The 23,455-nt window shown below is 45.2% G+C and carries 25 protein-coding genes; 14 read left to right on the forward strand and 11 right to left on the reverse strand.

All coding sequences use genetic code 11. From position 1 onward, the window contains the following. The 5 genes from H579_RS0118700 to H579_RS0118720 all read left to right on the forward strand — a co-directional run. A partial coding sequence (locus tag H579_RS0118700; protein WP_028301918.1) for an IS3 family transposase occupies positions 1-299 on the forward strand: 299 nt, incomplete at its 5' end. A 19-nt stretch (positions 300-318) separates the two neighbouring features. Next, positions 319-522 (forward strand): hypothetical protein, encoded by a 204-nt coding sequence (locus H579_RS0118705; RefSeq protein WP_028301919.1) that lies wholly within the window; start codon positions 319-321, stop codon positions 520-522. Continuing rightward, complete coding sequence (locus tag H579_RS0118710) at positions 515-2,368, forward strand: UvrD-helicase domain-containing protein (protein ID WP_028301920.1); 1,854 nt, start codon at positions 515-517, stop codon at positions 2,366-2,368. The genes H579_RS0118705 and H579_RS0118710 overlap by 8 nt, the downstream gene beginning before the upstream one ends. Positions 2,369-2,513: 145 nt before the next feature. Then, entirely contained in the window at positions 2,514-3,143 is a 630-nt protein-coding gene (locus H579_RS29750) for a DUF4145 domain-containing protein (protein WP_028301921.1), read from the forward strand. A gap of 97 nt (positions 3,144-3,240) precedes the next feature. Beyond that, on the forward strand, positions 3,241-4,155 hold the full coding sequence (locus H579_RS0118720; protein ID WP_211224755.1) for a restriction endonuclease: 915 nt from the start codon (positions 3,241-3,243) through the stop codon (positions 4,153-4,155). A 137-nt stretch (positions 4,156-4,292) separates the two neighbouring features. Here the strand turns inward: H579_RS0118720 and H579_RS28770 are convergent, their stop codons facing one another. After that, positions 4,293-4,577, reverse strand: coding sequence for a group II intron maturase-specific domain-containing protein (locus H579_RS28770; protein ID WP_245583308.1), 285 nt, complete (start codon positions 4,575-4,577; stop codon positions 4,293-4,295). A 166-nt stretch (positions 4,578-4,743) separates the two neighbouring features. On the opposite strand from H579_RS28770, the gene H579_RS0118725 reads away from it, so the two are divergent. Further along, the gene (locus H579_RS0118725) at positions 4,744-5,103 is read left to right on the forward strand and encodes a VOC family protein (RefSeq protein ID WP_028301923.1); all 360 of its coding nucleotides are present in this window, start codon (positions 4,744-4,746) and stop codon (positions 5,101-5,103) included. Between the two features lie 151 nt (positions 5,104-5,254). Here the strand turns inward: H579_RS0118725 and H579_RS0118730 are convergent, their stop codons facing one another. From H579_RS0118730 to H579_RS0118745, 4 genes are all read right to left on the reverse strand, one after another. Then, positions 5,255-5,725: an RES family NAD+ phosphorylase gene (locus tag H579_RS0118730; RefSeq protein ID WP_028301924.1), complete on the reverse strand. Its 471-nt coding sequence runs from the start codon at positions 5,723-5,725 to the stop codon at positions 5,255-5,257. Then, entirely contained in the window at positions 5,725-6,177 is a 453-nt protein-coding gene (parS, locus tag H579_RS0118735; RefSeq protein ID WP_028301925.1) for a type II RES/Xre toxin-antitoxin system antitoxin, read from the reverse strand. Before parS ends, H579_RS0118730 begins: the two co-directional genes overlap by 1 nt. Before the next feature lie 473 nt (positions 6,178-6,650). After that, positions 6,651-6,929 carry a type II toxin-antitoxin system RelE/ParE family toxin gene (locus tag H579_RS0118740; RefSeq protein ID WP_028301926.1) on the reverse strand — a complete coding sequence of 93 codons (279 nt, stop codon included), beginning with the start codon at positions 6,927-6,929 and terminating at the stop codon, positions 6,651-6,653. Further along, positions 6,926-7,210, reverse strand: a complete 285-nt coding sequence (locus H579_RS0118745; protein ID WP_028301927.1) for a type II toxin-antitoxin system RelB/DinJ family antitoxin — start codon at positions 7,208-7,210, stop codon at positions 6,926-6,928. The genes H579_RS0118740 and H579_RS0118745 overlap by 4 nt, the downstream gene beginning before the upstream one ends. A gap of 229 nt (positions 7,211-7,439) precedes the next feature. On the opposite strand from H579_RS0118745, the gene H579_RS0118750 reads away from it, so the two are divergent. Continuing rightward, entirely contained in the window at positions 7,440-7,922 is a 483-nt protein-coding gene (locus tag H579_RS0118750; RefSeq protein WP_028301928.1) for an FKBP-type peptidyl-prolyl cis-trans isomerase, read from the forward strand. A 180-nt stretch (positions 7,923-8,102) separates the two neighbouring features. On the opposite strand, the gene H579_RS0118755 is transcribed toward H579_RS0118750, so the two are convergent. After that, complete coding sequence (locus H579_RS0118755; RefSeq protein ID WP_245583309.1) at positions 8,103-8,795, reverse strand: TorF family putative porin; 693 nt, start codon at positions 8,793-8,795, stop codon at positions 8,103-8,105. Positions 8,796-9,003: 208 nt separating this feature from the next. Next, entirely contained in the window at positions 9,004-9,933 is a 930-nt protein-coding gene (locus H579_RS0118760; protein WP_028301930.1) for an AraC family transcriptional regulator, read from the reverse strand. Between the two features lie 142 nt (positions 9,934-10,075). On the opposite strand from H579_RS0118760, the gene H579_RS26570 reads away from it, so the two are divergent. After that, positions 10,076-10,375, forward strand: a complete 300-nt coding sequence (locus H579_RS26570; RefSeq protein ID WP_051227902.1) for a glutaredoxin family protein — start codon at positions 10,076-10,078, stop codon at positions 10,373-10,375. 97 nt (positions 10,376-10,472) lie between these two features. Beyond that, a complete protein-coding gene (locus H579_RS0118770) occupies positions 10,473-11,138 on the forward strand; it encodes a cupin domain-containing protein (protein ID WP_028301931.1) in 666 nt (221 codons plus the stop codon). 61 nt (positions 11,139-11,199) lie between these two features. Here the strand turns inward: H579_RS0118770 and H579_RS0118775 are convergent, their stop codons facing one another. Next, entirely contained in the window at positions 11,200-12,783 is a 1,584-nt protein-coding gene (locus H579_RS0118775; RefSeq protein ID WP_028301932.1) for an ATP-binding protein, read from the reverse strand. Between the two features lie 451 nt (positions 12,784-13,234). Between H579_RS0118775 and H579_RS0118785 the strand changes: the two genes are divergently transcribed. Both H579_RS0118785 and H579_RS0118790 read left to right on the forward strand, forming a co-directional pair. Next, a complete protein-coding gene (locus H579_RS0118785) occupies positions 13,235-14,488 on the forward strand; it encodes an HDOD domain-containing protein (RefSeq protein WP_028301933.1) in 1,254 nt (417 codons plus the stop codon). A gap of 155 nt (positions 14,489-14,643) precedes the next feature. Beyond that, positions 14,644-14,994 carry a RidA family protein gene (locus H579_RS0118790; RefSeq protein ID WP_028301934.1) on the forward strand — a complete coding sequence of 117 codons (351 nt, stop codon included), beginning with the start codon at positions 14,644-14,646 and terminating at the stop codon, positions 14,992-14,994. Between the two features lie 230 nt (positions 14,995-15,224). On the opposite strand, the gene H579_RS26575 is transcribed toward H579_RS0118790, so the two are convergent. Continuing rightward, on the reverse strand, positions 15,225-15,701 hold the full coding sequence (locus H579_RS26575; RefSeq protein WP_051227904.1) for a DUF3010 family protein: 477 nt from the start codon (positions 15,699-15,701) through the stop codon (positions 15,225-15,227). A 473-nt stretch (positions 15,702-16,174) separates the two neighbouring features. Here H579_RS26575 and nudC point away from each other — a divergent pair, with 473 nt between their 5' ends. Next, positions 16,175-16,990, forward strand: a complete 816-nt coding sequence (nudC, locus tag H579_RS26580; RefSeq protein ID WP_051227906.1) for an NAD(+) diphosphatase — start codon at positions 16,175-16,177, stop codon at positions 16,988-16,990. 183 nt (positions 16,991-17,173) lie between these two features. On the opposite strand, the gene H579_RS0118805 is transcribed toward nudC, so the two are convergent. Continuing rightward, complete coding sequence (locus tag H579_RS0118805) at positions 17,174-18,304, reverse strand: HD-GYP domain-containing protein (protein ID WP_051227908.1); 1,131 nt, start codon at positions 18,302-18,304, stop codon at positions 17,174-17,176. Positions 18,305-18,648: 344 nt separating this feature from the next. On the opposite strand from H579_RS0118805, the gene H579_RS0118810 reads away from it, so the two are divergent. Together H579_RS0118810 and H579_RS0118815 are read left to right on the forward strand one after the other, a co-directional pair. After that, positions 18,649-20,031, forward strand: a complete 1,383-nt coding sequence (locus tag H579_RS0118810; protein ID WP_028301936.1) for an SLC5/6 family protein — start codon at positions 18,649-18,651, stop codon at positions 20,029-20,031. A 9-nt stretch (positions 20,032-20,040) separates the two neighbouring features. Next, positions 20,041-20,949 carry a metallophosphoesterase family protein gene (locus H579_RS0118815; protein ID WP_028301937.1) on the forward strand — a complete coding sequence of 303 codons (909 nt, stop codon included), beginning with the start codon at positions 20,041-20,043 and terminating at the stop codon, positions 20,947-20,949. 191 nt (positions 20,950-21,140) lie between these two features. Here H579_RS0118815 and H579_RS0118820 read toward each other — a convergent pair whose 3' ends face one another. Beyond that, the gene (locus tag H579_RS0118820) at positions 21,141-23,138 is read right to left on the reverse strand and encodes an exoribonuclease II (protein WP_028301938.1); all 1,998 of its coding nucleotides are present in this window, start codon (positions 23,136-23,138) and stop codon (positions 21,141-21,143) included. Between the last annotated feature and the right edge of the window lie 317 nt (positions 23,139-23,455).

Genomic DNA, 23,455 nt, shown 5'->3' on the forward strand with positions numbered 1-23,455 from the left:
ATCAGGGATCACAGTATGCCAGTCATGCGTACCGAAGGCTGATAGATAAGAATGGTTTTACAGGCAGTATGAGTCGTAAGGGGAACTGCTGGGATAATGCTGTTGCTGAGAGTTTCTTCGGCACATTGAAGCAGGAGCGGGTACAGTGGTGTCATTATCAAACCCGGCAAGAAGCCATAGCGGATATACGGGAGTATATCGTAATGTATTACAACGAAAAGCGACTTCACTCATATCTGGGTTATATGAGCCCTAATGACTGTGAACGGGAATTTTATCGACTACAGGAAGTCGCTTAACTGGACTGGTAGTATTTGCTTGACCACGTCACTTTACTCTGATGAAGAGTTAAAAAAATATCGCTATCTATTTTGCACCAAAAGCAAAGTTGCCTCACACTATCAGGCAATGGCAGATATATTAGAGCTTGATGGGGATGATATTGAGGCAGAATGCCCTGATTTTATAAAACGGCTTATCGAGAAGTGCTCTGTTCTATTGCGAGGAACAGAAGATGAGTAAATATCTATCTGCTGAATTTTGGGAGCCGAGCGACGGTTTCATAACAACGAAGACAGCAGAAAAAATTATCAAAGAAAATCAGAAAAACTTATCCATCCTTGCAGGCCCTGGCGCAGGGAAAACCGAGCTTTTAGCACAACGCGCAAACTTTTTATTACAAACTGGGGCATGCAAATCGCCTCAAAGAATATTAGCTTTGAGCTTTAAAGTGGATGCTGCTGCCAACATTAAAAACAGGGTAGATTTGCGTTGCGGCAAAGAATTGGCTCGCAGATTTGATTCATCGACATTCGATGCATTCTTCATCTCTGTTGCCCGCAGGTTTTCATCACTTTTGCCTGATTGGGTTGAGATGCAGGCAGACTTTGACGTCTATCCTTTTGATAGAAACTGGTGGGATGATTATGAGCGGACAGAATTGGGAGGCCAGCCCTGTAAGTACAGAAGCACCTTCAGAAATCCCGACTTACATTCTCCTTTGGATTTAAGTGACGAACCTGACGATGCAATGGTAAAAGTATGGGATTATTGTGCTGAAAATAAAATTGCCGACTATCCTATGTGCCGTTCTATGGCTTTTACCATCATTAAAAACCATAGTCAAGTAAGAAGCCTGATTTTATCGACGTATAAATATCTTTTTCTTGATGAGTTTCAGGACACGACGGACCCGCAATATGCTTTTGTGAAGGCTATTTTCAGAGATAGTGGCACTATAATTACAGCGGTCGGGGACACAAACCAAATGATAATGGGGTGGGCCGGGGCCAATCCTAAAAATTTTGAAAATTTTAAGAAAGATTTCAATTCAGAAATAATCCCATTGGCGGTTAATCATCGTTCCAATTCCAAAATTGTTGATCTTATAAATCATGTTATCAAAGACCTTACCCCTCCTAGTGAAGAGCCAATAATCTATGAAGGAACCAGAAAGGATCCGCCTCCTGCTCAATGTATGGGAGCAAAAGACTTTGATGATGCAGAAAGTGAGGCCGAGTATATTTCCAAATATATTAATTTTCTTATGAGCAAAACCCCCTCTTTGTTACCAAGTGATTTTGTTCTTATTTTGAGGCAGAAAGCTCAGGATTATTTTGACCAAGCAAACGAAACCTTTCAAAACAACGGTCTCAATCTTCGCAATGAAGATGCATTAGTAGTTAAAAATGGTGTCAAAATACAAGACCTTATGTCAGAACCTCTCTCCATTCTTTGGATTCTTCTCATAAGATATAAAACGGGATTTATAAACTACACTCAGGAAAAAGAACTTGAGAGAGTTGCTTCATATTTAACAGGATATGATTTAGATCAGGATCGAGATTATAAGAAGTTAAGAAAATACATTGCAGATTTAGCATCATGTATTGATCTTTCTAATCCTATAGAGAATGCCGTAGCCAAAATTGTAAAAACTGTCGGCAAAGCGAAGATAAAAGCTATTTTTCCTCAATATAGGTCACAGCACCTAAACAAAGTAGGCAAATCCTTCTGCCTTCTTTTCCAAGATGCGCTTGATAAAAACCCAAAAGATATAAAGCAAGCAATAGAAAACTATGAGGGAACAAATCAGGTCAAACTAATGACCATCCATAAAAGCAAAGGGTTGGAGTTTGATACAGTATTTTTCGTTGATTTCCATGATGATTCTTGGTGGGGCTTGCGTCAGGCGATACAACGAAAAAATGAAGAAAAACAAAGAGAGGAAAAAAACTCATTCTTTGTTGGTCTTTCACGAGCAGAAGAACGGCTCTTTTTTACTAAAAGCAAAGGAAGCTGGCCTCCAGTTATTACTGGACTGCTAAAGGGTTCGAGTTTGGTTGTTAGTATGCCAGATTTAGCATGAATATTCGATCCTGACCGAATTTGGACACAGAGATAATGATGCATATTACGTATAACAAGCGCAAGCACTCGGAACAATTTTCCACTTCGCTCCAAATTGTCCAGTGTTGCGAGCGTTAAGTGTCAAACCCACCCTGAGAGGAATGATGAGCAAATACTATCCACCGACTTTTAAAGAGAAAAAATTCCACTGCATTCTGTGTGGTGTGTACGCGCAGCAAAGCTGGATCGATTTAAAGTGGAGCAACTATCAGGGGACCTATAGCACGGACTTTACCTTTAGTCATTGCTCACACTGCGGTAAGAATTCGTATTGGCACAATGATCGAATGATAGTTCCCTCTGAAGCGCCTGTACCTCCTCCACACTTGGACCTACCAGAAACTTGCACCTCTGAATATGAAGAAGCTAGAGATATCGTCGCTCGCTCGCCACGTGCAGCTGCTGCACTTCTTCGTTTGTGTGTACAAAAGCTAATGGTAGAACTTGGAGAAAAAGGGAAGAATATAAACGACGATATTGGAGAGCTGGTTAAAAAAGGTTTACCGGTAGAAGTTCAGCAAGCTTTAGATTACTGCAGGGTCATCGGAAATAATGGCGTGCACCCTGGTGAAATTGAATTAACCGATAACCCTGAAATTGCTCATAGCTTATTTGAAATGGTTAATTTTATTGTAGAAGACCGAATAGCGAGACCTAAAAAGGTTGCCGAGCTTTACGGTAAACTACCACAAGGTGCTCTCAATGCAGTTGAAAAGCGAGATGCTGAGTCATAGAACACTTAACAAGCGCAAGCACACGGAACAATTTTCAGCTGCGCTTCAAATTGTCCGGTGTTGCGGGCGTTATGCAAAACCAGAAAGGATGTGAAATTTGGCAGCAAAAATTACTCCTAGATTGATAGAGCTTACGTACGAAGCTGCTTTGAAGTCTTATTGGCGCAAGAACGCGTTGAGAAAATTTCTCCGTGCATCACATGTGTCGGAGAGCTTTTTAGCCTCGTGGGCAGAAGCAGAATCTAAGCGTGATTTGCTAGATAGAATGTTTCTGACTCTGCAAAAAACTGATAAAGGTAAAGCTGTTATTTATCAGATGGCGAGGAACTTGTCGGAGCAGCGTACGTTTCCTGATCTTCGGAACTGGGAAGACTCCGATCAAAAAATACAGGATGCTCACAAGGCCGTACAGGAGTTAAAGCACTATCTTAGAGAGCAGGATGAAGAAATAAAAAGTGAAAGGGATAGAGCCGAAGCGCAGCAAAGGGCGCGTGAAGAGCGCGAGAAAATACAACGATCATTAACAGATAAAGCAAAACTACAGCAAGAACTTGATGCTATGCATACAAAAATCGGAACCCAGGAAGGGGGTTACGAATTTGAGGATTGGTTCTACAGAATGCTGGATTATTGCGAGATAACTAATAGAAAGCCTTACAAGACTGGTGGGCGGCAAATAGATGGGTCTATGACATTAGATGGTACGACTTATTTGGTGGAGCTAAAATTTCAAAAAGACCAGGCCGGTGCCCCGGATGTTGATTCCTTAAAGGCTAAAGTGAGCAAAATGGCTGACAACACAATGGGTGTCATGCTAACAATGTCAGGATACAGCAGCGTAGCTATATCAGATGCATCGGGGAATAAAACAACAATTCTTTTACTCGATGCTAGTCATTTGTACCTGTTTTTGTCTGGATCAATGAGTTTTAACGACATACTTTCAAGGGTTCGGCGTCATGCATCCCAGACTGGTGAAGCATACTTACCAGTAAACAAATTCAGCGGATAGCAGTGCATAATCGGGTAGCCGAGGGTATCTAGCCCTCAGCCCCCACAACACCCTGCATGCGGGTCCGCACAGGGCGTTTCACTCAGGATAGTGAAGTTTAATCCAACCATCTCGTAGCGAGTAAAGTCCCTCGGATTTCAGGTAGCCCAAGGACAGGGCCTGATTAATCCCCGGAGTTTTGCGCTACGCCACGGTCCTTTGCTGGTCATGCCACGCGCAACTGCGGCTTGAACATGGACACCAAGCTTCATCAGATTCCTTACTTTGGTACGTGGTTTTCGCCATTGACGCCAATAAGCCATCCTTACTCTGCGTCGTATCCAGTGATCCAGATCGACACAGCGCTGATAGCCATTGGCGATACCAAAATAATTAATCCAGCCACGTAGATACTGACTGATTTTGAAGAGCTGATATCGCATTGACACACCCAGTTACGGCTCGTTAAATGTCGAACCCGCTGTTTAAAGTTCTCCAGCGTTTTCGGGTGTCACTGAATGCGCTACACTCGAACAATTTTACGCCGTGCTCCAAACTGCCGGTGAATGTGGCGTTATGCGCTAATTGGAAAAATGACAGGAGTTAACAATGAATCAGCATGAAAAGCTTAATTATGTAGAATTTGCAGCGAAAGACTTAGAGTCAACGAAAGCATTCTTTTCAAAGGTTTTTGGCTGGAGCTTTGTTGACTATGGCCCTGAATATTCAGCATTTTCCAATCAGGGTTTAGACGGTGGTTTCTTTCAATCAGACTCTTGCAGCCAGACACAAACGGGTGGGGCTCTTTTGGTCTTCTACAGCGCAGATATAGAGTCTACATTGGATAAAGTTGTGAACAATGGCGGCGATATTATCCGTCCAATCTTTGAGTTTCCTGGTGGTTGTCGTTTTCATTTTGTAGAGCCAAGTGGTAATGAATTTGCTGTTTGGTCTGAAGCACGCGCATAACAAGGTATTCGAGAGGTACTCATGCCGCGTGGCATGTTTAGTTTGCGCTGATTTCAGTGGTGAAAGCGGTCTGCGCAAACTTGGTTTATGCGGCGTTCATCCCTTAACTCGGCGTTAGGGCTTATATAGAGTTGGCGATGATCCTACGTAGCTATTTGAAAATTCTTGGATCAAAGTCAAACTCTAGTTTTTCATGATTCTTAAAGCTTTTTTCCATCGCTGGATGGTTGGGATTAACGACGTAGTTGTTGTCTCTTGGGGAGATTGTTGATGGAACTTGTAGGGCGGCATATTGAGGCTCTACTGCATTTAGAAATTCATCACCAATTTCCTGTGTTTCTTCACCAGCGGGAATATTTCTCCATGTTGCAGGTAGGTCTTCTTCATCCAGTTTTACGATAAGCTCGTCTGGCACATCTATGCGATAAAGATCGTATTGATCAACAATGTTCGGGTCGTTATGGACATGAACAAACACTTCCAGTGAGCATAAGGACTCTGATTCTGCGAAATATAGAGCCTCTGTACCCTTGGAGTTCCACCGGCCGCCGTACAGTTTTGCTCCCTCGGGGCTGAAGGGCGTATCTGCAAATTTTTTCTGAGTTAAACGGTAAAGCTTCATTATGAGAAAACTCCGTGCTCAACTCTGCCGATAAGATCTTTTACAATTTCAAAGTCCACGGTAGTCGACACCATATCCAGTGGTCTCTTGCCACCTAAACCATAGACGCTCTCACGTATCCATTCTAAAGCTCTTTTCTCGTCATTAAACAGGTCGGTAGCAAGCTTAATAAGCATCGCTAATCTATAAATGGCATCGCTTTCTTGAGTGCTAAAGCGCTCTCCATTTTTAAGTCGGCGTTTGATCGTGCTAACGGGAATATGAGTGACGTTATGAAACTCACTTTGAGATAGCTTTGTTCTTTCTATAATGTTGCGGTATACCTGTGGCTTAAACCCTTGGTGTACAGCGTCTGTTCGTGCTGTTTTTGCGTCTTCAATCCCAAGGCTAAACCAGAAATTTGTTTTGTTGCCTCGTTTAGGCTTAAAACTTTTTAATTCGGCTGTAGCCATAGCAAGTCTCCAGTTTTTAGCTCATTTGACCTTGTCATGTTGGCTCAAATGGGCTGGTCATGCAACTGCCGCTTGAACATGAACACCAGGCTTCATCATTTTGTTTATCAGCTCGCAGTTTTACTACTGGTTTCCTCCAGATCTTCTTTAACGGGCTTTCTTTACCAGCCCGCTGTGTCAGGATAGTTGTCCAATAAACCTGTACTGAATAAAAATGAACAGTGGGCGGTAGTTTTCAAGATAGTTGTCCAATAAGTCGAATAGATAAGTCAGCGAATGCTTCAATCTGTTGCCTATTCATATCTGCCTATCCTTAGCCATTACTGGTTCAAATGATAGGCAGCTACACAGTTTTATCTACAGTCTCGTACCTGACCGCATACACTCAGCTCGCTTTGTGCTGTACTCTACGCTAGCACAAAACAGCTCCACTCCAGAGGCGTCTGAGCAAGGACTTTACCCATAAAACCCAACTATTCAGCCGGAAATTTTTGTTTTTGATGAAGAACTCGCATTATTCGAATAACTGAACCTTCAACCGAATAAGATACGATCATGGATATTTCAGGGATAATTAACAGCCTGCCGCGAATACCATCACGTTGAACACCCATTAACGGTTGCTCTAATAAATGCTCAACTTTCTGCTCAATAAGGTCGTCTGTTTTTTCAGCAGCCGCGGGATTGAAGTCATAGAGAAACTCAAAAATTTTCTCCCGATCATTTAGTGATTCTTCTTCCCATAGAATCATATTTGTCCTTGTCTTCGAATTTTTGCTTTACGCTCTGCCATTCTATTTTTGGCTTTATCATGTTCTACAAATACCGATGCTCCTGAGTCAAGCTTCTCAAAGGCAAGGTTAACTTGCTCTGTAAGCCAAGAGTCATGAGACAATACTTTGCGCTGTTGCTCGGCAAGCTGCTCAGTCAGTTCACGGCATGCGTCGCTTATTGTGCGGCCTTGGCTTTCAGCCATAATTTGGGCTAAACGCTTAGTCTCTTCGTCAATGCGAAACTGGATTCTGGTATCCATAGTCAGCTCCTAATACTGTGTGTACAAATGTTAGCACTGGGTATGTATAAGGGCAACTAACGAACGGCTAGAGGAGTTGGCTCACGTGGCCGTTTTAATATGCGTTGGGTTAGTGCGGAAACCCTTAACGCAGGATTGTCGTCAAAATGTAAAAGTGTGGGACAAACGGGCCATTGTGGGATAATCTTCTGGAAAAATAGAAGATAACCCCTTGAATTGTGGAGTAGTTATGCCAATCTCCGATGATATGGTTGTACAGTTTTTCTACACGGTAAAAGATGAGAATGGTCAGGCTTTAGAGTCTAATGTCGGTGATGAGCCTGTGGCCTATCTGCATGGTCATAAGAATATGATGCCGGGTGTTGAAAAGGCGCTGGCTGGTCGTGAAACGGGTGAAAGCTTTTCTGTGACTTTGCCACCTGAAGAGACCTACGGTAAGCGTGTGGAAGGCAGCGAGCAGCGTGTACCTGTAAAACATCTGATGGGGGCTAAGAAGTGGAAGCCGGGTATGATGGCGGTTATTCAAACGGAGCAGGGCCAGCGTCAGGTGACTATTTTGAAGGTGGGTAAGTTTATGGCGACGATTGATACCAATCACCCTATGGCGGGTAAAACGCTGACGTTTGAGTTGCAGGTGGGTGATGTGCGTGATGCGACGGCGGAAGAGAAGGCCCATGGTCATGCTCACGGTATTGGTGGCCATCATCACTGATTGGTAGGTGGCGCTTTGACTTGCGATGTTTATCTGAAGTGTGGTGTTGTGATCACTTGAGATAAAAAAGCCGCCTGAATCTACAGGCGGCAATGCGAAACATAAGTGAGTCACGATTGAAACATCAGCCCTGTCATGCTGAAGAGTAGAGTGGACAGGGCTGAGATAGCGCTGAAAGGATTATAGAGATCGGGAAACGGATAGGATCAGGGTGTCATCATTACGGAATGCGCCTTTGTCTGTCTCATCTGCGTCATCGATATTGTTGATCAGGTATGAAGCGGTAAGATCCATACCGGCCACTGAACCGGAGACGGAGATGGATGCGTCCTGATAGTCGTCGATATCGGCTTTACCCCAGTAATCACCAAAAGAGTGGCCTACGTGCAGATCAACAGAGATATCGTCGTTGACGGCAAGGCTGTAGTCTAATGCGATGTATTGGGCGGACTCATCCAGATTGGCGTAGTCGTTTGAGTAGGCAAAAGTGGCCGACAGATCGCCGTAGTAAAGCCCTGCGATAATCTCTGCGTAGTCTGCATCGGCAGCGTCATACCCTGGATAGGTGTAGTAGTTGAAAGAGACGTCGTAGCTCAGATCGTCGTTGATATCTGCGCCGTAACCGATGTAGTAATCGATTTCCAGGTTAGCATCGTCACCCCAATCAACGTTACTGCCCCAGGCACCGATATAAACACCGTTATCAAAAGCCGCATCAAGGCTGCCTTGGATCGCTGCATCACCGGAGGTTTGAGAGATACCACGGGAACGATAGTCTGTGGTGAACCCTACGGTACCAGACATCTCAGCAGCTTGTGCTCCTGTTACTGCAAAAGCCAGGGCCAGACCGGAAAGGGTTTGCTTCATATTCATGCTTATTCCTCATTGTTATTATTCAACCGAGGACCTTATTCTCTGTTGCAGCGCGAGAGTTGGGTATATCCCTCAGGAGGTATCCCTCAGTGGGTAGAACTGAAAGTCCCAGGTAAACATGTCGTAAATAAGCAAGTGTCAGAGCAAACTCCCTTTAATGGCTTATAAAAAGAGCTTATGACTAAAATATGACGACATTCAGTAATATCTACTTGCCCTGACGGCGAATAAATCCCGGCGTTTGTTCAAAATGCTGTTTAAAAGCTTTACTAAAAGCGGATTCGGAGGAGTAACCGGATGATTCTGCGATGGTAAACATACTGTCGTCACCCTGCTGCAAACGTTGCTTGGCCTTTTGCATGCGCCAATCAACTAAGTAGCTTTTAGGTGGCATGCCTACCATTGCGGAGAATTTTTCGGTAAAGGCGGTGCGTGATAGTGCCAGTTCACTGGCCAGGCGTTCTACATTCCAGTAAGCCTCTTCATCCCCATGGATCAGGTTCAGTGCCAGGCCGATTTGGGGATCAGCCAGGGCGGAGATATAGCCCAGATTGCCCTTGTGCTGATTCATATAAAAGCGGATCAGCTGAATAAAGAGGACTTCGGTCAGTCTATCGACCATGACAGATGAACCCGGTGATGCAGTATGAGATTCATTGGCCAATACCATAGCGATGGTTCTTAACCAGTCCAGATCGGGTGTTTCAGATGCTTTAATATGAATAAAGCAGGGCAGGTCTTTTAGGAATGGATGGTCAAGGGAAAAATCGTAGTTAAAAGAACCGCACAACAAGGTGTGAGTCACAGGATGCAGATCATGAGGAGAGAAAGGGTTGCTACCGGATTGTATCTGTTCCACCACTTGCTGAGCAGGCAGGCGATGACTTCTGGAGTGAGAGCCGATCCAGTGGGCGCAGCCGGTAGGGAAGGCGACGATATCGCCCTGATCCAGATGCAAGGGTTGGCTTTCATGGTGCTGCTGCAACCAGCAGCGTCCCCGAACAACCACATGGAATAAACCGTTTTGGTTATAGTCGATCTCCATGCCCCAGGGAGAAGCAAAATCGGAACAGAAATAGCTATCTCCTTTAAGACGTATGGTTTTTAATACATCCGCAAGTGCATCACTCTGCTCCATCGCTGTCTCCTTTGTATATGGGTTGTACAGAGTAGTTTAACCTGATGTTTTGAACAAAATGACAATTATGGTCAACAAAAAATCATATTTTGTTCGCTAAAACCCCGGCATAATATCAGCATTCGTTAAAGGAAGTAGATTTATGAGTACATTAGACCAACTTACCCCTGAAACAGTTGCCGGTTTTTCTTTATATCACTATGACTCTTGCCCATTCTGCGTGATGACGCGCCGGGTGATTGATCAGACAGCATTGGATATTGAGCTGAGAAATATTCAACTGAATCCGGAGCATCGCGCTGAGCTGATGAAAAATGGCGGTAAGTCTCAGGTGCCTTGCCTGCGCATCGATATGAAAGATGGCCGTAGTGGCTGGTTGTATGAGTCAACGGATATTATGCACTTTGTGCGTGACTATGCTGACAAGTTCCAAGCGGCATAAGCTGGCTTGATTACGCGCTTGATTTTGTGATTGATAGATATCCGGGTTCAATCCGTAACCTGGATATTGAGATAATGCCTATGTCAGAGGTTGTTTGATGCTTAATATGGATTTCAGTAAAAGAGTGGTGCTTGATACCCGAGATCAGAATTGGGTCGCCAGTCCGATGGCTGGAGTCTGGCGAAAACCTCTGGCGCGGGAAGAGGCCGAGCGGGGTCATGCTACCAGCATTGTTCGTTATGAGCCCGGAGCCCGTTTTTCACCCCATGATCATCCTAAGGGTGAAGAGATTCTGGTATTAGAGGGCACTTTTTCTGACGAAAGTGGCGATTATCCTGCGGGTTCTTATTTTCGCAATCCAGAAGGGTTTCGTCATGGCCCTTTCAGTGAAGAGGGCTGCATTATTCTGGTCAAACTCCACCAGTTTCAGCCGGATGATAGCGAACATGTCTGTATTGATACGCAGATTAATGGGCTTGGTTCCTGTGATTTTGGGGGATCTGACTCAGCTGAGCGCCAGCGAATACCTTTGCATCGTCATAATCAAGAGCGTGTTGCCCTGGAGTTCTGGCCAGCAGGTACCGAACAGGATGCGGCAGAGTTATCTGGTGGTGAAGAGCTCTACATCATAAAAGGGGAGTTGATTGATGATGCGGGGCGTTATACCGAAGGCCATTGGGTGAGAAACCCTATAGGTTTTCAGTGTGGAGCCCGTAAAGTTGAGCAAGATACCCTGTTTTGGCGTAAAACAGGGCACCTGTAAGCGGGCTGGCTAAGGGCGTTTAAAGCCAGGTTTTACTCACTGAACAAAAAAGCCCGGCTGATCAGGAAAGAGAAGGGGACGGCTCAAGTGGCTCCCAATCCATCTGAACCAGTCTGCGTTCATGGCTGTTAAAGATCAGCCCCACATAAAATACCGTTTTACCGGAATGGCGGTATTTTTCCCCATAAGCTTTTTCCTTAAGTTGCACCAAAGCCGGATTGGGTTCAAAAGGCGTAAACTCTTTTCTTTCATCCCGCTTGAATTCCATCACGTAAATATAATCCCCCAGCATTACCGTCATATCGATCTGTACTCTGTTTCTGGTTGATTCAGGAATAACTGTTGCGTTGATATTGGAGAAAAAAGCATAGGCAACCGAGGTGTAAAAGCCTTTAAACTCTTCAATGATCTGAAGCTTATAACTGCGCCAGGGGATCAGGTCAAAAATATAGATCAGCTCATGTTTTAAGGCGGGAAGGTCACCATCGCTTAATGCCCGATAGAGGTTTTGACGCAGTGTTTTGCTTTCCTCTTCGATACTGGCATAACCGGCAATCAGTTGATTGCCCAATGCACTGCGCACATCACGGTTAGGGATTTTAAGCTTGTAGCTTTGTTCGCCCAGTTCATCGGTGTAAACCTTATCAAGAGCCAAATAACCTTTTTGGAACATCAGGGTGACGGGGTTGATATGCTCAACGTCAAATGAGTCTAAGATATCGTCACTGACCTCCAGCTGTTCAAAATCAGGCAGGAAATAGCGATGTCGTTGCAGCAAGCGCAGTAAAAAGGAGGGTCTTCCGGTTTCAAACCAGTAACTGCGGTATTGTTTGTCTTTCGCTGCAAATAACATCACAGCGTAAGGGTTGAAGATCTCTGTACCAAGGAACTGGTAGCCGCCGTACCAATCTCTGAGTTGCTGCCAGTCAACGCCAGAGAGGTGTTCTGCCATCTGGGTTTCAAGTTCTACCTGAGTAAAACCACAAATATCGGAAAAACGTTGGTCCAGTGATATATCCACCAGTTGGTTAATCCCACTAAAGAGCTTCACCTTGGTTGACTTGGTGATACCCGTCATAAAGATAAAGTGGATATGAGCATCCTGAGCTTTCAGGACGGAATAGAGGCCTTTAAGGCCAGATAAGATTCCATTGGCTGACTTGGGGGTGTTTAAGTTATCCAGAATATTCCTGTCGTATTCATCCAGCAGAACAACCACTTTCTGCTGGTAATGATGGTGCGTTTCCCTGATGAGTTGCTCGAAATAGTTGATGCTGTCCTCACAGGGGGCGAACTCAAGTCCCAGACGCTGTTGGTTATTGGCCAGCAACTGGTGCATACGGCGATCCAGTTCTTCACGGTTGGAGACACTGCCTGAAGAAAAGTCGAGTTTGATAACCGGGTACTTAGTCAGCCAGTCCCATTTGTTCGCGATATAAAGCCCCTCAAACAGAGCTTGGTTACCCTCAAATAGTTGTTGCATGGTATCCAGTAATAAGCTTTTGCCAAAACGTCCGGGGCGAGACAGGAAGTTGGCCTTGGCAGATTGCACCATGCGTAAAATATGCTCGGTTTTATCGATGTAGAGGTAATTGTTCTCACGAATTTCTGCAAAGGTTTCAATGGCAAGGGGGAGCTTTTTCATAACAGTAATCCGTTGTGGCGGTTTTGATTTAGTGTAGTCAAAACCTGGCCTCGGGTAGGATCATTAAGAGGAATATTGAGTTGTCTTAAATTTATATAAATTAGCCTGATTTTGTTAATTTATTGGAGTGACAGTAAGAATATTCTGATAAATATGCTGCAAATCACTAATATCAAAGGCGTTTCTGTCGTTTTTGCTTTGCTCGCTATAGGGGGGGAACGCTATAATAAAGCCGACAATAAGCTTCGTAATGTCAGCAGGCTTCACTCCTGTCAGGGACGATGGCAAGCTTGTTTCGACCTGAAGGGATAAGTCAAAACGTGGCATATTGAATTAGGACGTTTTAGCACAATGTTTAATTTTGTTTCTCACGCAATTGACCGGCCAATGCTATGCTGTCCCTTCAGAACTACTGTTGTGATTGAGTTTTGGCATCAAGCGGATTGATATAATGGCCATAGAACCAAATACACTGGCTCCTGAAGTATTAGCCAAGTTCCCTGTTTTTGCAGAACTGCCTGAGGAACAGCGTATTTTCCTTAGCTATAATTTACAGTTGCTAAGAATAAACGCCGGACAGCGTATTATCAGTAGTCCAGTTCATGACCATCTTGAGTTCTTTGTTGTATCGGGTTCATTGGCTATTGAACTAAACGCAGGGGAGCAGAGAAGGGTTGCCGCAGACAGTGAGCTTAGCTCTATTCAATTTGAGCAGTTTGATAGTGGTTTTGAAATAGTTGCCATCGAAGATACAGAATACTTTTCGGTACATAACGAGTTGCTGGAGCTGTTGCATGGGCGTGATGATAAGTCATCTGAGCATTACCTTACGATCCAGGCAGGCAGCGACAGCCACGAGATTGTGCATGACTTCTATCAATCACTGGCCAAAAACAGGGTTACCTTACCCAGCTTGCCGGAACTGGTCAAAAAAATCAGTCATCTGATGAGTGATGATAAGTTGGGGGCTAACAAGCTGTCCCAGCTGATCGCCTCTGATGCTAATATCACTGCCCGTTTGCTGCGTATGGCAAACAGTCCTTTCTACCGTGGTTTAATTGAGATTACCCAGCTCAGTGATGCCATCACACGGTTGGGGTTAACAACTACCCGCCATTTAATTACGGCGTTTACAGTAAAAGATGCTACTGATAGCCAGTTGCCTAACTGGATTAAAAAACGTCAATTAAAGAGTTGGAAGAATAGTATTCAGTTAGGCGCGTTATGCTACGTTCTGGCAAAACAATGTGATCGCCTGGTGCCTGAAGAAGCGATGTTAGCAGGCTTATTGCACAATATTGGTGAACTGCCGTTATTGAATTTTGCCGCGGAGCACCCTTATCTTGAACGTGAACCTGAAATTCTGGATGAGATACTGGCCGATGCGAGTAGTCGGGTAGGGGCTATTATTTTGCATAAGTGGAACTTGCCGAAAGCTTTGGTTACGGCAGTTCAACACAGTGATACCTGGTTCTTTGAGCCCTATGAAAGTAAACCTACCTTAACCGATGTGTTGATTGTTGCTCGTCTTTACAGTTTGACTATGCATAAGAGTGGTGTGCACTGCAGTAGTTTACCTACATTTGACCAATTACCTTCCTACCGCAAGCTCTGTTCAGGGCAGATGGACCCGGATGCGACTATTTCTATTCTGGAAAATGCCCGTGAGCAGGTGGCTGAAATGAAAGCGCTGCTTAATAGCTAAGCAGTGTTTTACAATTTACTTTTTGCCTTTGGTCAGATGAATAAACCTTTATTTTCTTTAAATTCAATATCATAGCCTGATTTTTACTCTTAATTCAGAATAGAGTTTGTTCTGGTCTTGCTAAAATATGGTTTTTCATCTTTTCGGAGTTAGATATGACTATTGAGCGTATTGAAGTAGGTCAGCGTATGAGCCGCATCGTAAAACACAATGGTACGATTTACCTGTGTGGCCAAGTTGCTGCTGATGCAAGTGCAGATATTGCTGAACAGACACGCACAACCCTGGAAAAGGTTGAAAAACTGCTTGAACAGGCGGGTTCTGACAAAGAGCATATTTTGTCTGTGACTGTTTATGTGCGCGATATGAAAGATTTTGCTGCAATGAACGAAGTATGGGATGCCTGGGTACCGGAAGGTTTTGCTCCAGCCCGTGCCTGTGTTGAAGCTCGCATGGCTCGCCCTGAGCTGTTGGTTGAAATGACTGTAGTTGCGGCCGAGAAGTAATACGCCAGCCCTGCAGTATCATACGACATCGTTAAGCCCTGGCTGTTTTTGATGATGCCAGGGTTTGTTTGATGGCACCAGGGTTTAATTACCTTTTATTAAGACCGTTTTTACAGATCCCGCTACAGGATATCGTGACAGATATTGATATAAAGACGCGTTGATCAGCTGTCATAACAAAAGGGGCCAATCAGAATTCCGACTGGCCCTGTACGCATTGTTAGGCGTTGTTAATCTTTGCTACCCCAAGGGTTTTCCTCAGGCCTACTGCCCTTTGCTTTTTCAGGCTGGCTTAAAAAAGCAAAAGCCGTGGTAAATGCTGGCTCCTGGAACTGTTTCAGGCCCGTTTCACGAAAATCAATTGGCAGCGGCGTTTTCTTCAACTGCTCCTTGATGGCACTAGGCGTCAGGATCGTCACATCCACATCAGTCAAAGCCAGAAGAGCACCTTCCATCTTAAAGCCTACGGCACCACCGGCAAACTTGCCTTTATGTGGGCGTTGACGAATGACCACATGATCAACTTTATAGTCTTGCATCAGTTTGGCAAAGGCTTGCTGAAAATAGCGCATCTGATGCTGGTCGTCACTGTCCTTAATAGTAAAGCGGACCTGGCGGCAATCAGGAATGTCAAACAGCTCGCCTGACTTGGCTAATAAACTGATTAAAGCTTCACTGCCTTTTAGTTCTACACCACAAACTCTCATAACTCACCTTCACACTAAATGAGCGCGTATTATAAACAGAAATCCACTGTCTCGCAGGGTTTAAATCATGCCACATCATTATAGCCACCATATTATTCGCTTTGCGTATCAATGTTTTTACGGGAGCCATTTCTATCCAAGATTTTCGGATCTTTGTGATTGGGTGGCGAGTCACTGGGAAGGCTGTTGCGGGAGGATTGAAAAGGTATTGTGGGACGGTTTTGGTTTAGACGGTTATAATGGCTTTAATGTGTCAGTGTCAGCAGTGGAGTAAAATGATCATCCTCCTTAGCGGGTTACATGGGCGGGTTACATGGGCGGATCATTAGTGCCGCAGTTTTTCGGCATTTTGACTTAGCCACTGGGCTCTAGACACAAGCATCGGTATCTGAATCAAGGACCAAGCTCCCATCCTGCGAGATGAGGCTTTATCTATGTTGATCAGGCCAGATTTTATGATTTAGGAGAGCAAAATGGTTTGGAATCGCCACTGCAGCACTGATCAACTACCGGCCAATTGTCAGTTATTGATTTTTGTCGGTCATGATCTTGTTATCAATGAAGCTAAAGCCCCCTTGTTATCAGCCGCTGAGATGGCCGCTACGTTACCCGATGAACAGTGGCGCTATGTGTCAACTCTTGAGGGTATCCCTGTTTATGCCAGCCGGGGCGGGCAGTGGGTGCACTGGCTGAGCGAACATAATGAGTTCGGTCTGATTAATTTCCGCGCTTTACTGATGGATCTGGGGCGGGTGATGTTTGAGTTAATAGCCAGTGCCAGCCAGTTGTTGACCTGGGAGCAGGAACACAACTTCTGCTGTCGCTGTGGTTGTAAAACACGTATTCACCCTGAAGAGAACGCCATGTGCTGTGATGCTTGTGGTTATCGCCAATATCCTAGAATTAATCCCTGCGTTATTGTACTGATCACGCAGGGCGATAAGGTGTTGCTGGCAAGAAACAGTAACTTCAAAGCAGGTTATTTCAGTTGTATTGCGGGGTTTATCGAACCCGGTGAAACAGCTGAGCAGGCGGTGCATCGTGAAGTGGAGGAGGAGATCGGTGTTCAGGTGGATAATATCCGCTACTTCTCCAGCCAGAGCTGGCCTTTCCCTCATTCTCTGATGCTGGGTTATATTTGTGACTATGCAGGTGGTGAGATTCGGGTTGATGGTAAAGAGATTGTTGAAGCGCGCTGGGGGCGTCTAGAAGACTTCCCTTTAAGACCCGGTGAATTTGCTATTTCCGGTCAGTTGATGAAAGCGTTTGAACATTCTCTGCAGCAATAATTTTTTATGAAAAGCCTGTAATAAAGCGCTGGTCGCTTGATAGGTCTTACGGGGTTGTCGGGGAGGCGGTGCTATCTGCCACCACACAGCCTGTGTTAGAGTGCCCGAATAAACACCACCCAAGGCGGTGATGGTTTATTCGGGAAAGCTGGTTGCGGACATCTGTCTCTGATTTGTAAACGACTATTCTTCTACTGTGTTCTCATCGCTATAGCGGGTTGCAATAGCTTTAACCTCTTCTTCTACTGCCAGGAACGCCGCAACAATACGGGGATCAAAATGGCTGCCGCTGCCATCCCTAATAATTGAAACAGCTTTATCATGAGGGAAAGCCGGTTTATAGACCCGTTTCGAAATCAAAGCATCATACACATCTGCGACAGCCATTAGTCGTGCAGACAGTGGGATATCATCACCTTTTAAGCCTTCTGGATAACCGCTGCCATCCCACTTTTCATGATGGTAATTGGCAATTTCGCGGGCGAAGTGCAGGAAGGATTGACCACCTAAAACGTCATGAATGGCTTCACCCAGTTCACTCTCAGCTTTTTCAATGGCCAAGCCACCCAGTTGGGCATGGGTTTTCATAACCACGAATTCATCATCATCCAGCTTACCCGGTTTCAGCAGAATATTATCTGCAATACCTACCTTGCCAATATCATGTAGGGGGGCTGACTTATAAAGCAGATCAATAACACGGTCACTGTCGAGGGCTTCTTTAAAATCATCATGATGACGTAGGGTTTCTGCCAACAATTTTACGTAGTTTTGAGTACGACGGATATGATTACCCGTTTCGTTATCACGGGTCTCCGCCAGGGAGGCCATCGCTAAAGTGGTAATATCCTGAGTGAGCTGAATTTCCAGTGTCCTTTGACGTACAGCATACTCTAACGCCAGATTTTGTTCCTGCAGCGCTTGTCGCGCCTTTGACAAATTAAGATGAGTGGCAATTCGGGCCTTTGTAATTGCAGGTGAGATAGGCTTGTTAATGTAGTCAACGGCTCCGACCTTAAAACCTTCTGACTCATCTGCTTCCTCCCCCATGGCGGTGACAAAAATGACAGGTATCGGATTTGTCAAAGGGTTACTTTTTAGTAGTCGACAGACTTCCAATCCATTCATTTCAGGCATCATTACGTCAAGCAGAATCAGGTCAGGTAAAGGACCTTTCTCTATTCGTCCCAGTGCTTGTGCCCCGGACTTGGCAACGAAGGTTTTATAATCATTACTGAGTAATCCGACTAGCACATTAAGATTAAGAGGCTCGTCGTCCACAATTAAAATAGTCGCTTGTTTTTCCTGATCCATTCGTTCCACTCCGTGCAGTTATAAGAGCTAAAAGGTCTCAAGCAGCAGTACAGTTGATTCTAGTTCAATAAGGCCATTGCTTTAATAATACATTAATTATTAAGCTCGTCCTGAAAGAGTTCGTCAAATCCAAATCACGTTTCGATACGTGCACAGTGATAATAGGGTTCAATCAGCTGGAATCATGTAATCACGCTAAATTTACCATGCTATATAATACATCAAAAATACCTGTTTCGAATGTGATTTATTTTGCATCCAACCCAATACTCTTTGCGTACTAGAGGTTAGAGGGCACACCAGAATGCCCAAAAATATCAATCTGTTACGTCTGGAGTGACTCTATGGATTATCAGCTGTCCATTCTTGTAGCCTTTGTTGCTTTACTTTCTGTACTTTTATCTCCCAGAGCAAGAGGGGTTAACGAGTTTTTTCGTGGTGAATCAAACAAAGGCGAGCAACCGAGTCTGTTGACGCTAACTTTTTCTCAGGTCACCACTTGGATCTTTGCCCGTTCACTAATGAATGCTGCTATTCTGGGATTCTATTACGGTATTTGGGGAACTCTCGCTTACGCGGCTTACTATTTATCCTTTTTTACCGGTGCCAAAATTATTGATCGTCTCCGCTTTGAGCTGGGCTACGGTAGTGTGCAGGCGTTTTTGTCTGATCGTTTTGGCTGCTGGGGCACGCGCTGCTATAACCTGATAATCGGTGTGCGGCTGGTGAGTGAGGTTTTTGCCAACCTGTTGGTTATTGGCATTCTGTTTGGCGCAGCAGGAACAGGTTCTTACACGTTGGCTGTGGTAGGGCTGGCATTGATTACCCTGGCCTATTCTATGCTCGGGGGACTACACGCATCTCTGCGTACAGATCTGTTCCAGATGATTATTTTCCTGGCTGTTCTGGGGCTGCTATTGGTTATGGCCCTGTCTTCCGGTGGTATGACCACAGAGATTTTTGCTTTTAAGCCATTTGATATTACAGAGCCAGGGCCGGTTTTATTGCTGGTTGCACTGTTACAGGTTTGGAGTTATCCGATGCACGATCCGGTCATGATGGATCGTGGTTTTCTGGCCGACCGGGAGACAACCCGTAAAAGTTTTCTGTATGCAGGCTGGATCAGTATTATCTGTATCACCGTTTTTGGTTTACTGGGTGTGATGGCTGGGGCTGGCGCCTTGGAAGGCGAGAATATGAATCAGGCTCTGACTCGTATTCTGGGTGAACTGCCAATGCTACTGTTTAGTGCTTCTCTCGTCATTTCTGCCATGTCTACTTTGGACAGTACTTTATCCAGTTCAGCTAAACTTATGGTTGTAGACATGAAGATCATGCAGCCAAATTTAGCTAATGGCCGCATGGTGATGGCTCTGTTCATGTTGTCCGGTGTGCTCTGCGTATTCTGGGGTAACAAGGATCTGTTCAGCGCTGTGGCGGTAAGTGGCACTGCATCTATGTACCTGGCCCCGGTGATTTTCTTCTCACTATGGCAAAATAAAAAAGAGATTCCGGTGTGGAGCTATACGGCCAGTTTTATTCTGGCGCTGACCGGTGCGGCGCTCTATTTTACGGAATCCTCGGGTTACAGCGCATTATTGGGCGATGCTCATAAATACACCAAACTGTTATGGATCTCAGCCACGGTTATGGTCGTTGGTTGCGCCCTGTTCTGGCTGGGTGACAAGCAAAACCAGAAAGTGAGCGCTGATATGGTTACCGATTAAGGACAAATGATGGATTTAGGTAAACAGGACAAACCGCTGCTGATCTTTGGTGGCCCGTATAGCAACCTGCAAGCGACTCAAGCGATGCGACTTGAGGCTGAAAGGTTGGCTATTCCACCAGAGCGGGTAATCTGCACGGGAGATTTAGTGGCTTACTGTGGGGATGCGGAGAAAACAGTTGATCTGATACGAGAGTGGGGCATCCATGTTGTTATGGGAAACTGTGAAGAGTCTCTTGCTGCTGATGCAGATGACTGTGGGTGCGGTTTTGATGACAACACAGCTTGTTCTCTGTTATCTATCACTTGGTATCGCCATGCTCAACAGCAGATGCGCAAAGAGCAGAAGCAGTGGATGGCTGACCTGCCAACAAGCATCAGTTTTGAGTTGGCCGGTAAACGCTGCCGTGTCATTCATGGCGGATTAGAGAGTATTAATCAATTTGTCTTTGCCAGTACTGAAGATAAAGAGAAAGCGCGCCAGTTTATTGCCAGTGGTACCGATGTACTGATTGGTGGCCATAGCGGTTTACCTTTTGGGCACTCTGTACCTCTGCAATCAGAGTCTCAGATGGGTTTTTGGTTAAACGCCGGTGTGATTGGTATGCCCGCTAATGATGGCACGGTTAACACTTGGTATATGGTGCTTACGCCTGATACACAGCCGGATTCGAATACAAAAGATGTGGTCGCTGACACAAAACCTTCTCATAAGGCTGATATTAAATTTGACGTAAATTGGTATCCGTTAAATTATGATTATCTGGCAGCACAGTCTGCAATGGATAAAGCGGGTTTACCACCAGATTATCGTCAGGCACTGGGAACTGGGTTATGGCCAAGCCTTGATATTTTACCGGAGCAGGAAAAGTCTGAGATGGGCAAAACATTACAGCTTGATCGTTTGCAAGTCTATTGAGGAAAAGCGAGCCAGGTTTTGTAACTAAGGTTTTATAGCTAAGGTTTAAAACTAAAAAGCCACTGTAATCTTGATCAGGATTACAGTGGCCAGTTTTTCTCATGGGAAAATGGTTAATGCAGGTGCCTAAAACAGCAAACTCTTATCCAAATTGGCGTATGTAGGCGTATGCCGCTATTTTCCCTCTCTGTTTATTCCGCAGCCGGTGCTTTTTCTGCTTCTGCATTCGCCGCTTCAGCGTTTAATGGTTGCGCTGGTTTTGCCAGTAGACTTCTTCTTTCTTCATCAACCTTTATCAACTGAACCTGGATCTTATCACCCAGACGATAGCGCACTTCACCCTGAACAAACACCTGACCGGAGTTGTTATCCAGTGTCATCTCTTTACGCTCTTTGTGGATCATACTGCCAGGGATAAAGGGTGATGCACCATTTTCCAGCAGGCGTACGCGCATACCGCCACGGCTGATATCAAAGATTTCAGCTTCAAACAGAGTCTCTTCCTCCACCGCCGGTTTCAGGAACTGACAGTACAGCCAGTTGTTAGTGTCTCGTTCTGCCAGGCGGCTGAACATGCGTTGCTGATCCATCTGTTCCAGCAGAGCATCGCTCAGACTCTCGGTATTCAGTGCGGATGCATCCGTCAGGGCTTGCTTGATCAGGCGATGATTAACCATATCGCTGTATTTTCGGATAGGGGAGGTCCAGGTCGCGTAACCTTCCAGGCCCATTCCGTAATGAGGTGCCGGTTTGGTGCTGGTTTCTACATAGGCCTGATAGCGGCGCAAACGGGAATCCAGCCAGGTGTTCTCTTCTGCAATCAGCTGACGACGGAAAGCTGAAAAGCCGCTCAGTTCACCTAACTGTTCAGCCGTTACTTCATAACCCTGATCAGTAGCTACCTGTGCCGCTTCTTCACGTTTTTCAACTTCATAACCGATATGGGTGTTGTACAGGCCAACCCCAAAAGGAGCAAGGAAACGTGCAGCACAAATATTCGCCAGTACCATCGCTTCTTCAACCATCTTATGGGCGATACGGCGCTGATCAGCAAAAATCGCGACTACTTTACCCGTTTCGTCCAGCTTAAAGCGATAATCAGGGCGATCAGGGAAGATCACTGCATTGTTTCGACGCCAGTTCATGCTGGCTTCAGCCAATTCTTTCAGCGCTTGTAGTGGAGCCAGTAGCTGCTGATCGTGGCCGATCTCTTCTTCCTGTTCGAACCAGTTCGAGATCTCTTCGTAGGTCAACTTGGCTTTTGACTCGATCCAGGCAGTGAAAAACACAGGCTCACCGGCCAGATGACCGTCAGAACCGATATGCACCTTACAGCACAGAGCTGCACGTTTCACACCAGACTGGAGCGAGCACAGCTCATCACTGAGTACACGCGGCAGCATAGGGATATTACGGCCAGGCAGATAAGTGGTGTAACCCCTGGATTTAGCGATGTTATCTACTTCACTGTCTTCCGCGATATAGGCGGTGGGATCTGCAATGGCTACAGTCAGCATCCAGCCGCCATCTTTATGCTTTTCTGCATAAAGAGCATCGTCCATATCTTTGGTGGTGGCACTGTCGATAGTGAATAGAGGCAGATCAGTCAGATCCTGGCGGGGCTGAGAATCAGGCAGTTGCTCAAAGCTTTCCTGTTCAATGATAGGGGCACTTTCAGGCAGATTATGTCGGGCAAGAGAAACTAACCAGGATTGGTCAGGAGAGTCTGCAGTACATATCTTACGGATAACCTCTGTTTTAAAGCGGCCATCCTTTAAGCCGTGCTGTTTCAGCTCTGCAACGACCCAATCGCCCTCTTTCAGATCAGCTTTGCTAACGTCAGCTGCTGTGGCAGCAGGTAAGGAACGTTTGATCTGAGGCAGATCCGGTTGTACCTGCAGTTTATCTTTAAAGAACGTAACACGGGCGATAAAGCGATCCAGATTGGTTTCTACCAGTGAATCCAGTTCGACAAACTCCTTGTCACCATCTTTGTTCAGGGTGGCAACTACACGATCACCGTGCAGTACTTTTTTCATCTGTGGAGGCGGAACAAAGTGTGATTTTCCTTTGTCCGTTTCCAGAAAGCCAAAGCTCTTTTCAGTAGCCTTGATAGAACCCTCAATCTTAGGGGCAGATTCGTGCAGCTCTTTTTTTAGCTGTTTCAGTAATTCTAGATTCTGTTGCATTTGGATCGCATTAAATGTGGTCTATTTTGGCGCTGATGATAGTAGTGTTGAGTGACAAAACCAATAATTTTTCTTGGTTAAGTGTCGATAGATGAAACACTTTGGGCCTGAAAACTGCTTTTTCATCATAGAGTTGAGCTTTTTATTGGACAACTATCTTGAAAACTACCGGGTGATTTCCGCTCATCCATTGGTGCTGGCTTTTACCTTAGAAGCAGTGACCCAAATGATAAGCTATGTGACAATGCATGAGCACGCGGTAATCGGGTATTGGCGCAAGTTTATTGTAATAGTCCTTAGATTACTGATAGTTATAA

The sequence above is a fragment of the Oceanospirillum beijerinckii DSM 7166 genome, from assembly GCF_000422425.1.
GTDB lineage: Bacteria > Pseudomonadota > Gammaproteobacteria > Pseudomonadales > Halomonadaceae > Oceanospirillum > Oceanospirillum beijerinckii.

Bases quoted from the DNA above. Each gene is read 5' to 3' on its own strand.
- H579_RS0118710 (WP_028301920.1), top strand. From the start codon at position 515: ATGAGTAAATATCTATCTGCTGAATTTTGGGAGCCGAGCGACGGTTTC.
- H579_RS29750 (WP_028301921.1), top strand. From the start codon at position 2,514: ATGAGCAAATACTATCCACCGACTTTTAAAGAGAAAAAATTCCACTGC.
- H579_RS28770 (WP_245583308.1), bottom strand. From the start codon at position 4,577: ATGCGATATCAGCTCTTCAAAATCAGTCAGTATCTACGTGGCTGGATT.
- H579_RS0118725 (WP_028301923.1), top strand. From the start codon at position 4,744: ATGAATCAGCATGAAAAGCTTAATTATGTAGAATTTGCAGCGAAAGAC.
- H579_RS0118730 (WP_028301924.1), bottom strand. From the start codon at position 5,725: ATGAAGCTTTACCGTTTAACTCAGAAAAAATTTGCAGATACGCCCTTC.
- parS (WP_028301925.1), bottom strand. From the start codon at position 6,177: ATGGCTACAGCCGAATTAAAAAGTTTTAAGCCTAAACGAGGCAACAAA.
- H579_RS0118740 (WP_028301926.1), bottom strand. From the start codon at position 6,929: ATGATTCTATGGGAAGAAGAATCACTAAATGATCGGGAGAAAATTTTT.
- H579_RS0118745 (WP_028301927.1), bottom strand. From the start codon at position 7,210: ATGGATACCAGAATCCAGTTTCGCATTGACGAAGAGACTAAGCGTTTA.
- H579_RS0118750 (WP_028301928.1), top strand. From the start codon at position 7,440: ATGCCAATCTCCGATGATATGGTTGTACAGTTTTTCTACACGGTAAAA.
- H579_RS0118755 (WP_245583309.1), bottom strand. From the start codon at position 8,795: ATGAATATGAAGCAAACCCTTTCCGGTCTGGCCCTGGCTTTTGCAGTA.
- H579_RS0118760 (WP_028301930.1), bottom strand. From the start codon at position 9,933: ATGGAGCAGAGTGATGCACTTGCGGATGTATTAAAAACCATACGTCTT.
- H579_RS26570 (WP_051227902.1), top strand. From the start codon at position 10,076: ATGAGTACATTAGACCAACTTACCCCTGAAACAGTTGCCGGTTTTTCT.
- H579_RS0118770 (WP_028301931.1), top strand. From the start codon at position 10,473: ATGCTTAATATGGATTTCAGTAAAAGAGTGGTGCTTGATACCCGAGAT.
- H579_RS0118775 (WP_028301932.1), bottom strand. From the start codon at position 12,783: ATGAAAAAGCTCCCCCTTGCCATTGAAACCTTTGCAGAAATTCGTGAG.
- H579_RS0118785 (WP_028301933.1), top strand. From the start codon at position 13,235: ATGGCCATAGAACCAAATACACTGGCTCCTGAAGTATTAGCCAAGTTC.
- H579_RS0118790 (WP_028301934.1), top strand. From the start codon at position 14,644: ATGACTATTGAGCGTATTGAAGTAGGTCAGCGTATGAGCCGCATCGTA.
- H579_RS26575 (WP_051227904.1), bottom strand. From the start codon at position 15,701: ATGAGAGTTTGTGGTGTAGAACTAAAAGGCAGTGAAGCTTTAATCAGT.
- nudC (WP_051227906.1), top strand. From the start codon at position 16,175: ATGGTTTGGAATCGCCACTGCAGCACTGATCAACTACCGGCCAATTGT.
- H579_RS0118805 (WP_051227908.1), bottom strand. From the start codon at position 18,304: ATGGATCAGGAAAAACAAGCGACTATTTTAATTGTGGACGACGAGCCT.
- H579_RS0118810 (WP_028301936.1), top strand. From the start codon at position 18,649: ATGGATTATCAGCTGTCCATTCTTGTAGCCTTTGTTGCTTTACTTTCT.
- H579_RS0118815 (WP_028301937.1), top strand. From the start codon at position 20,041: ATGGATTTAGGTAAACAGGACAAACCGCTGCTGATCTTTGGTGGCCCG.
- H579_RS0118820 (WP_028301938.1), bottom strand. From the start codon at position 23,138: ATGCAACAGAATCTAGAATTACTGAAACAGCTAAAAAAAGAGCTGCAC.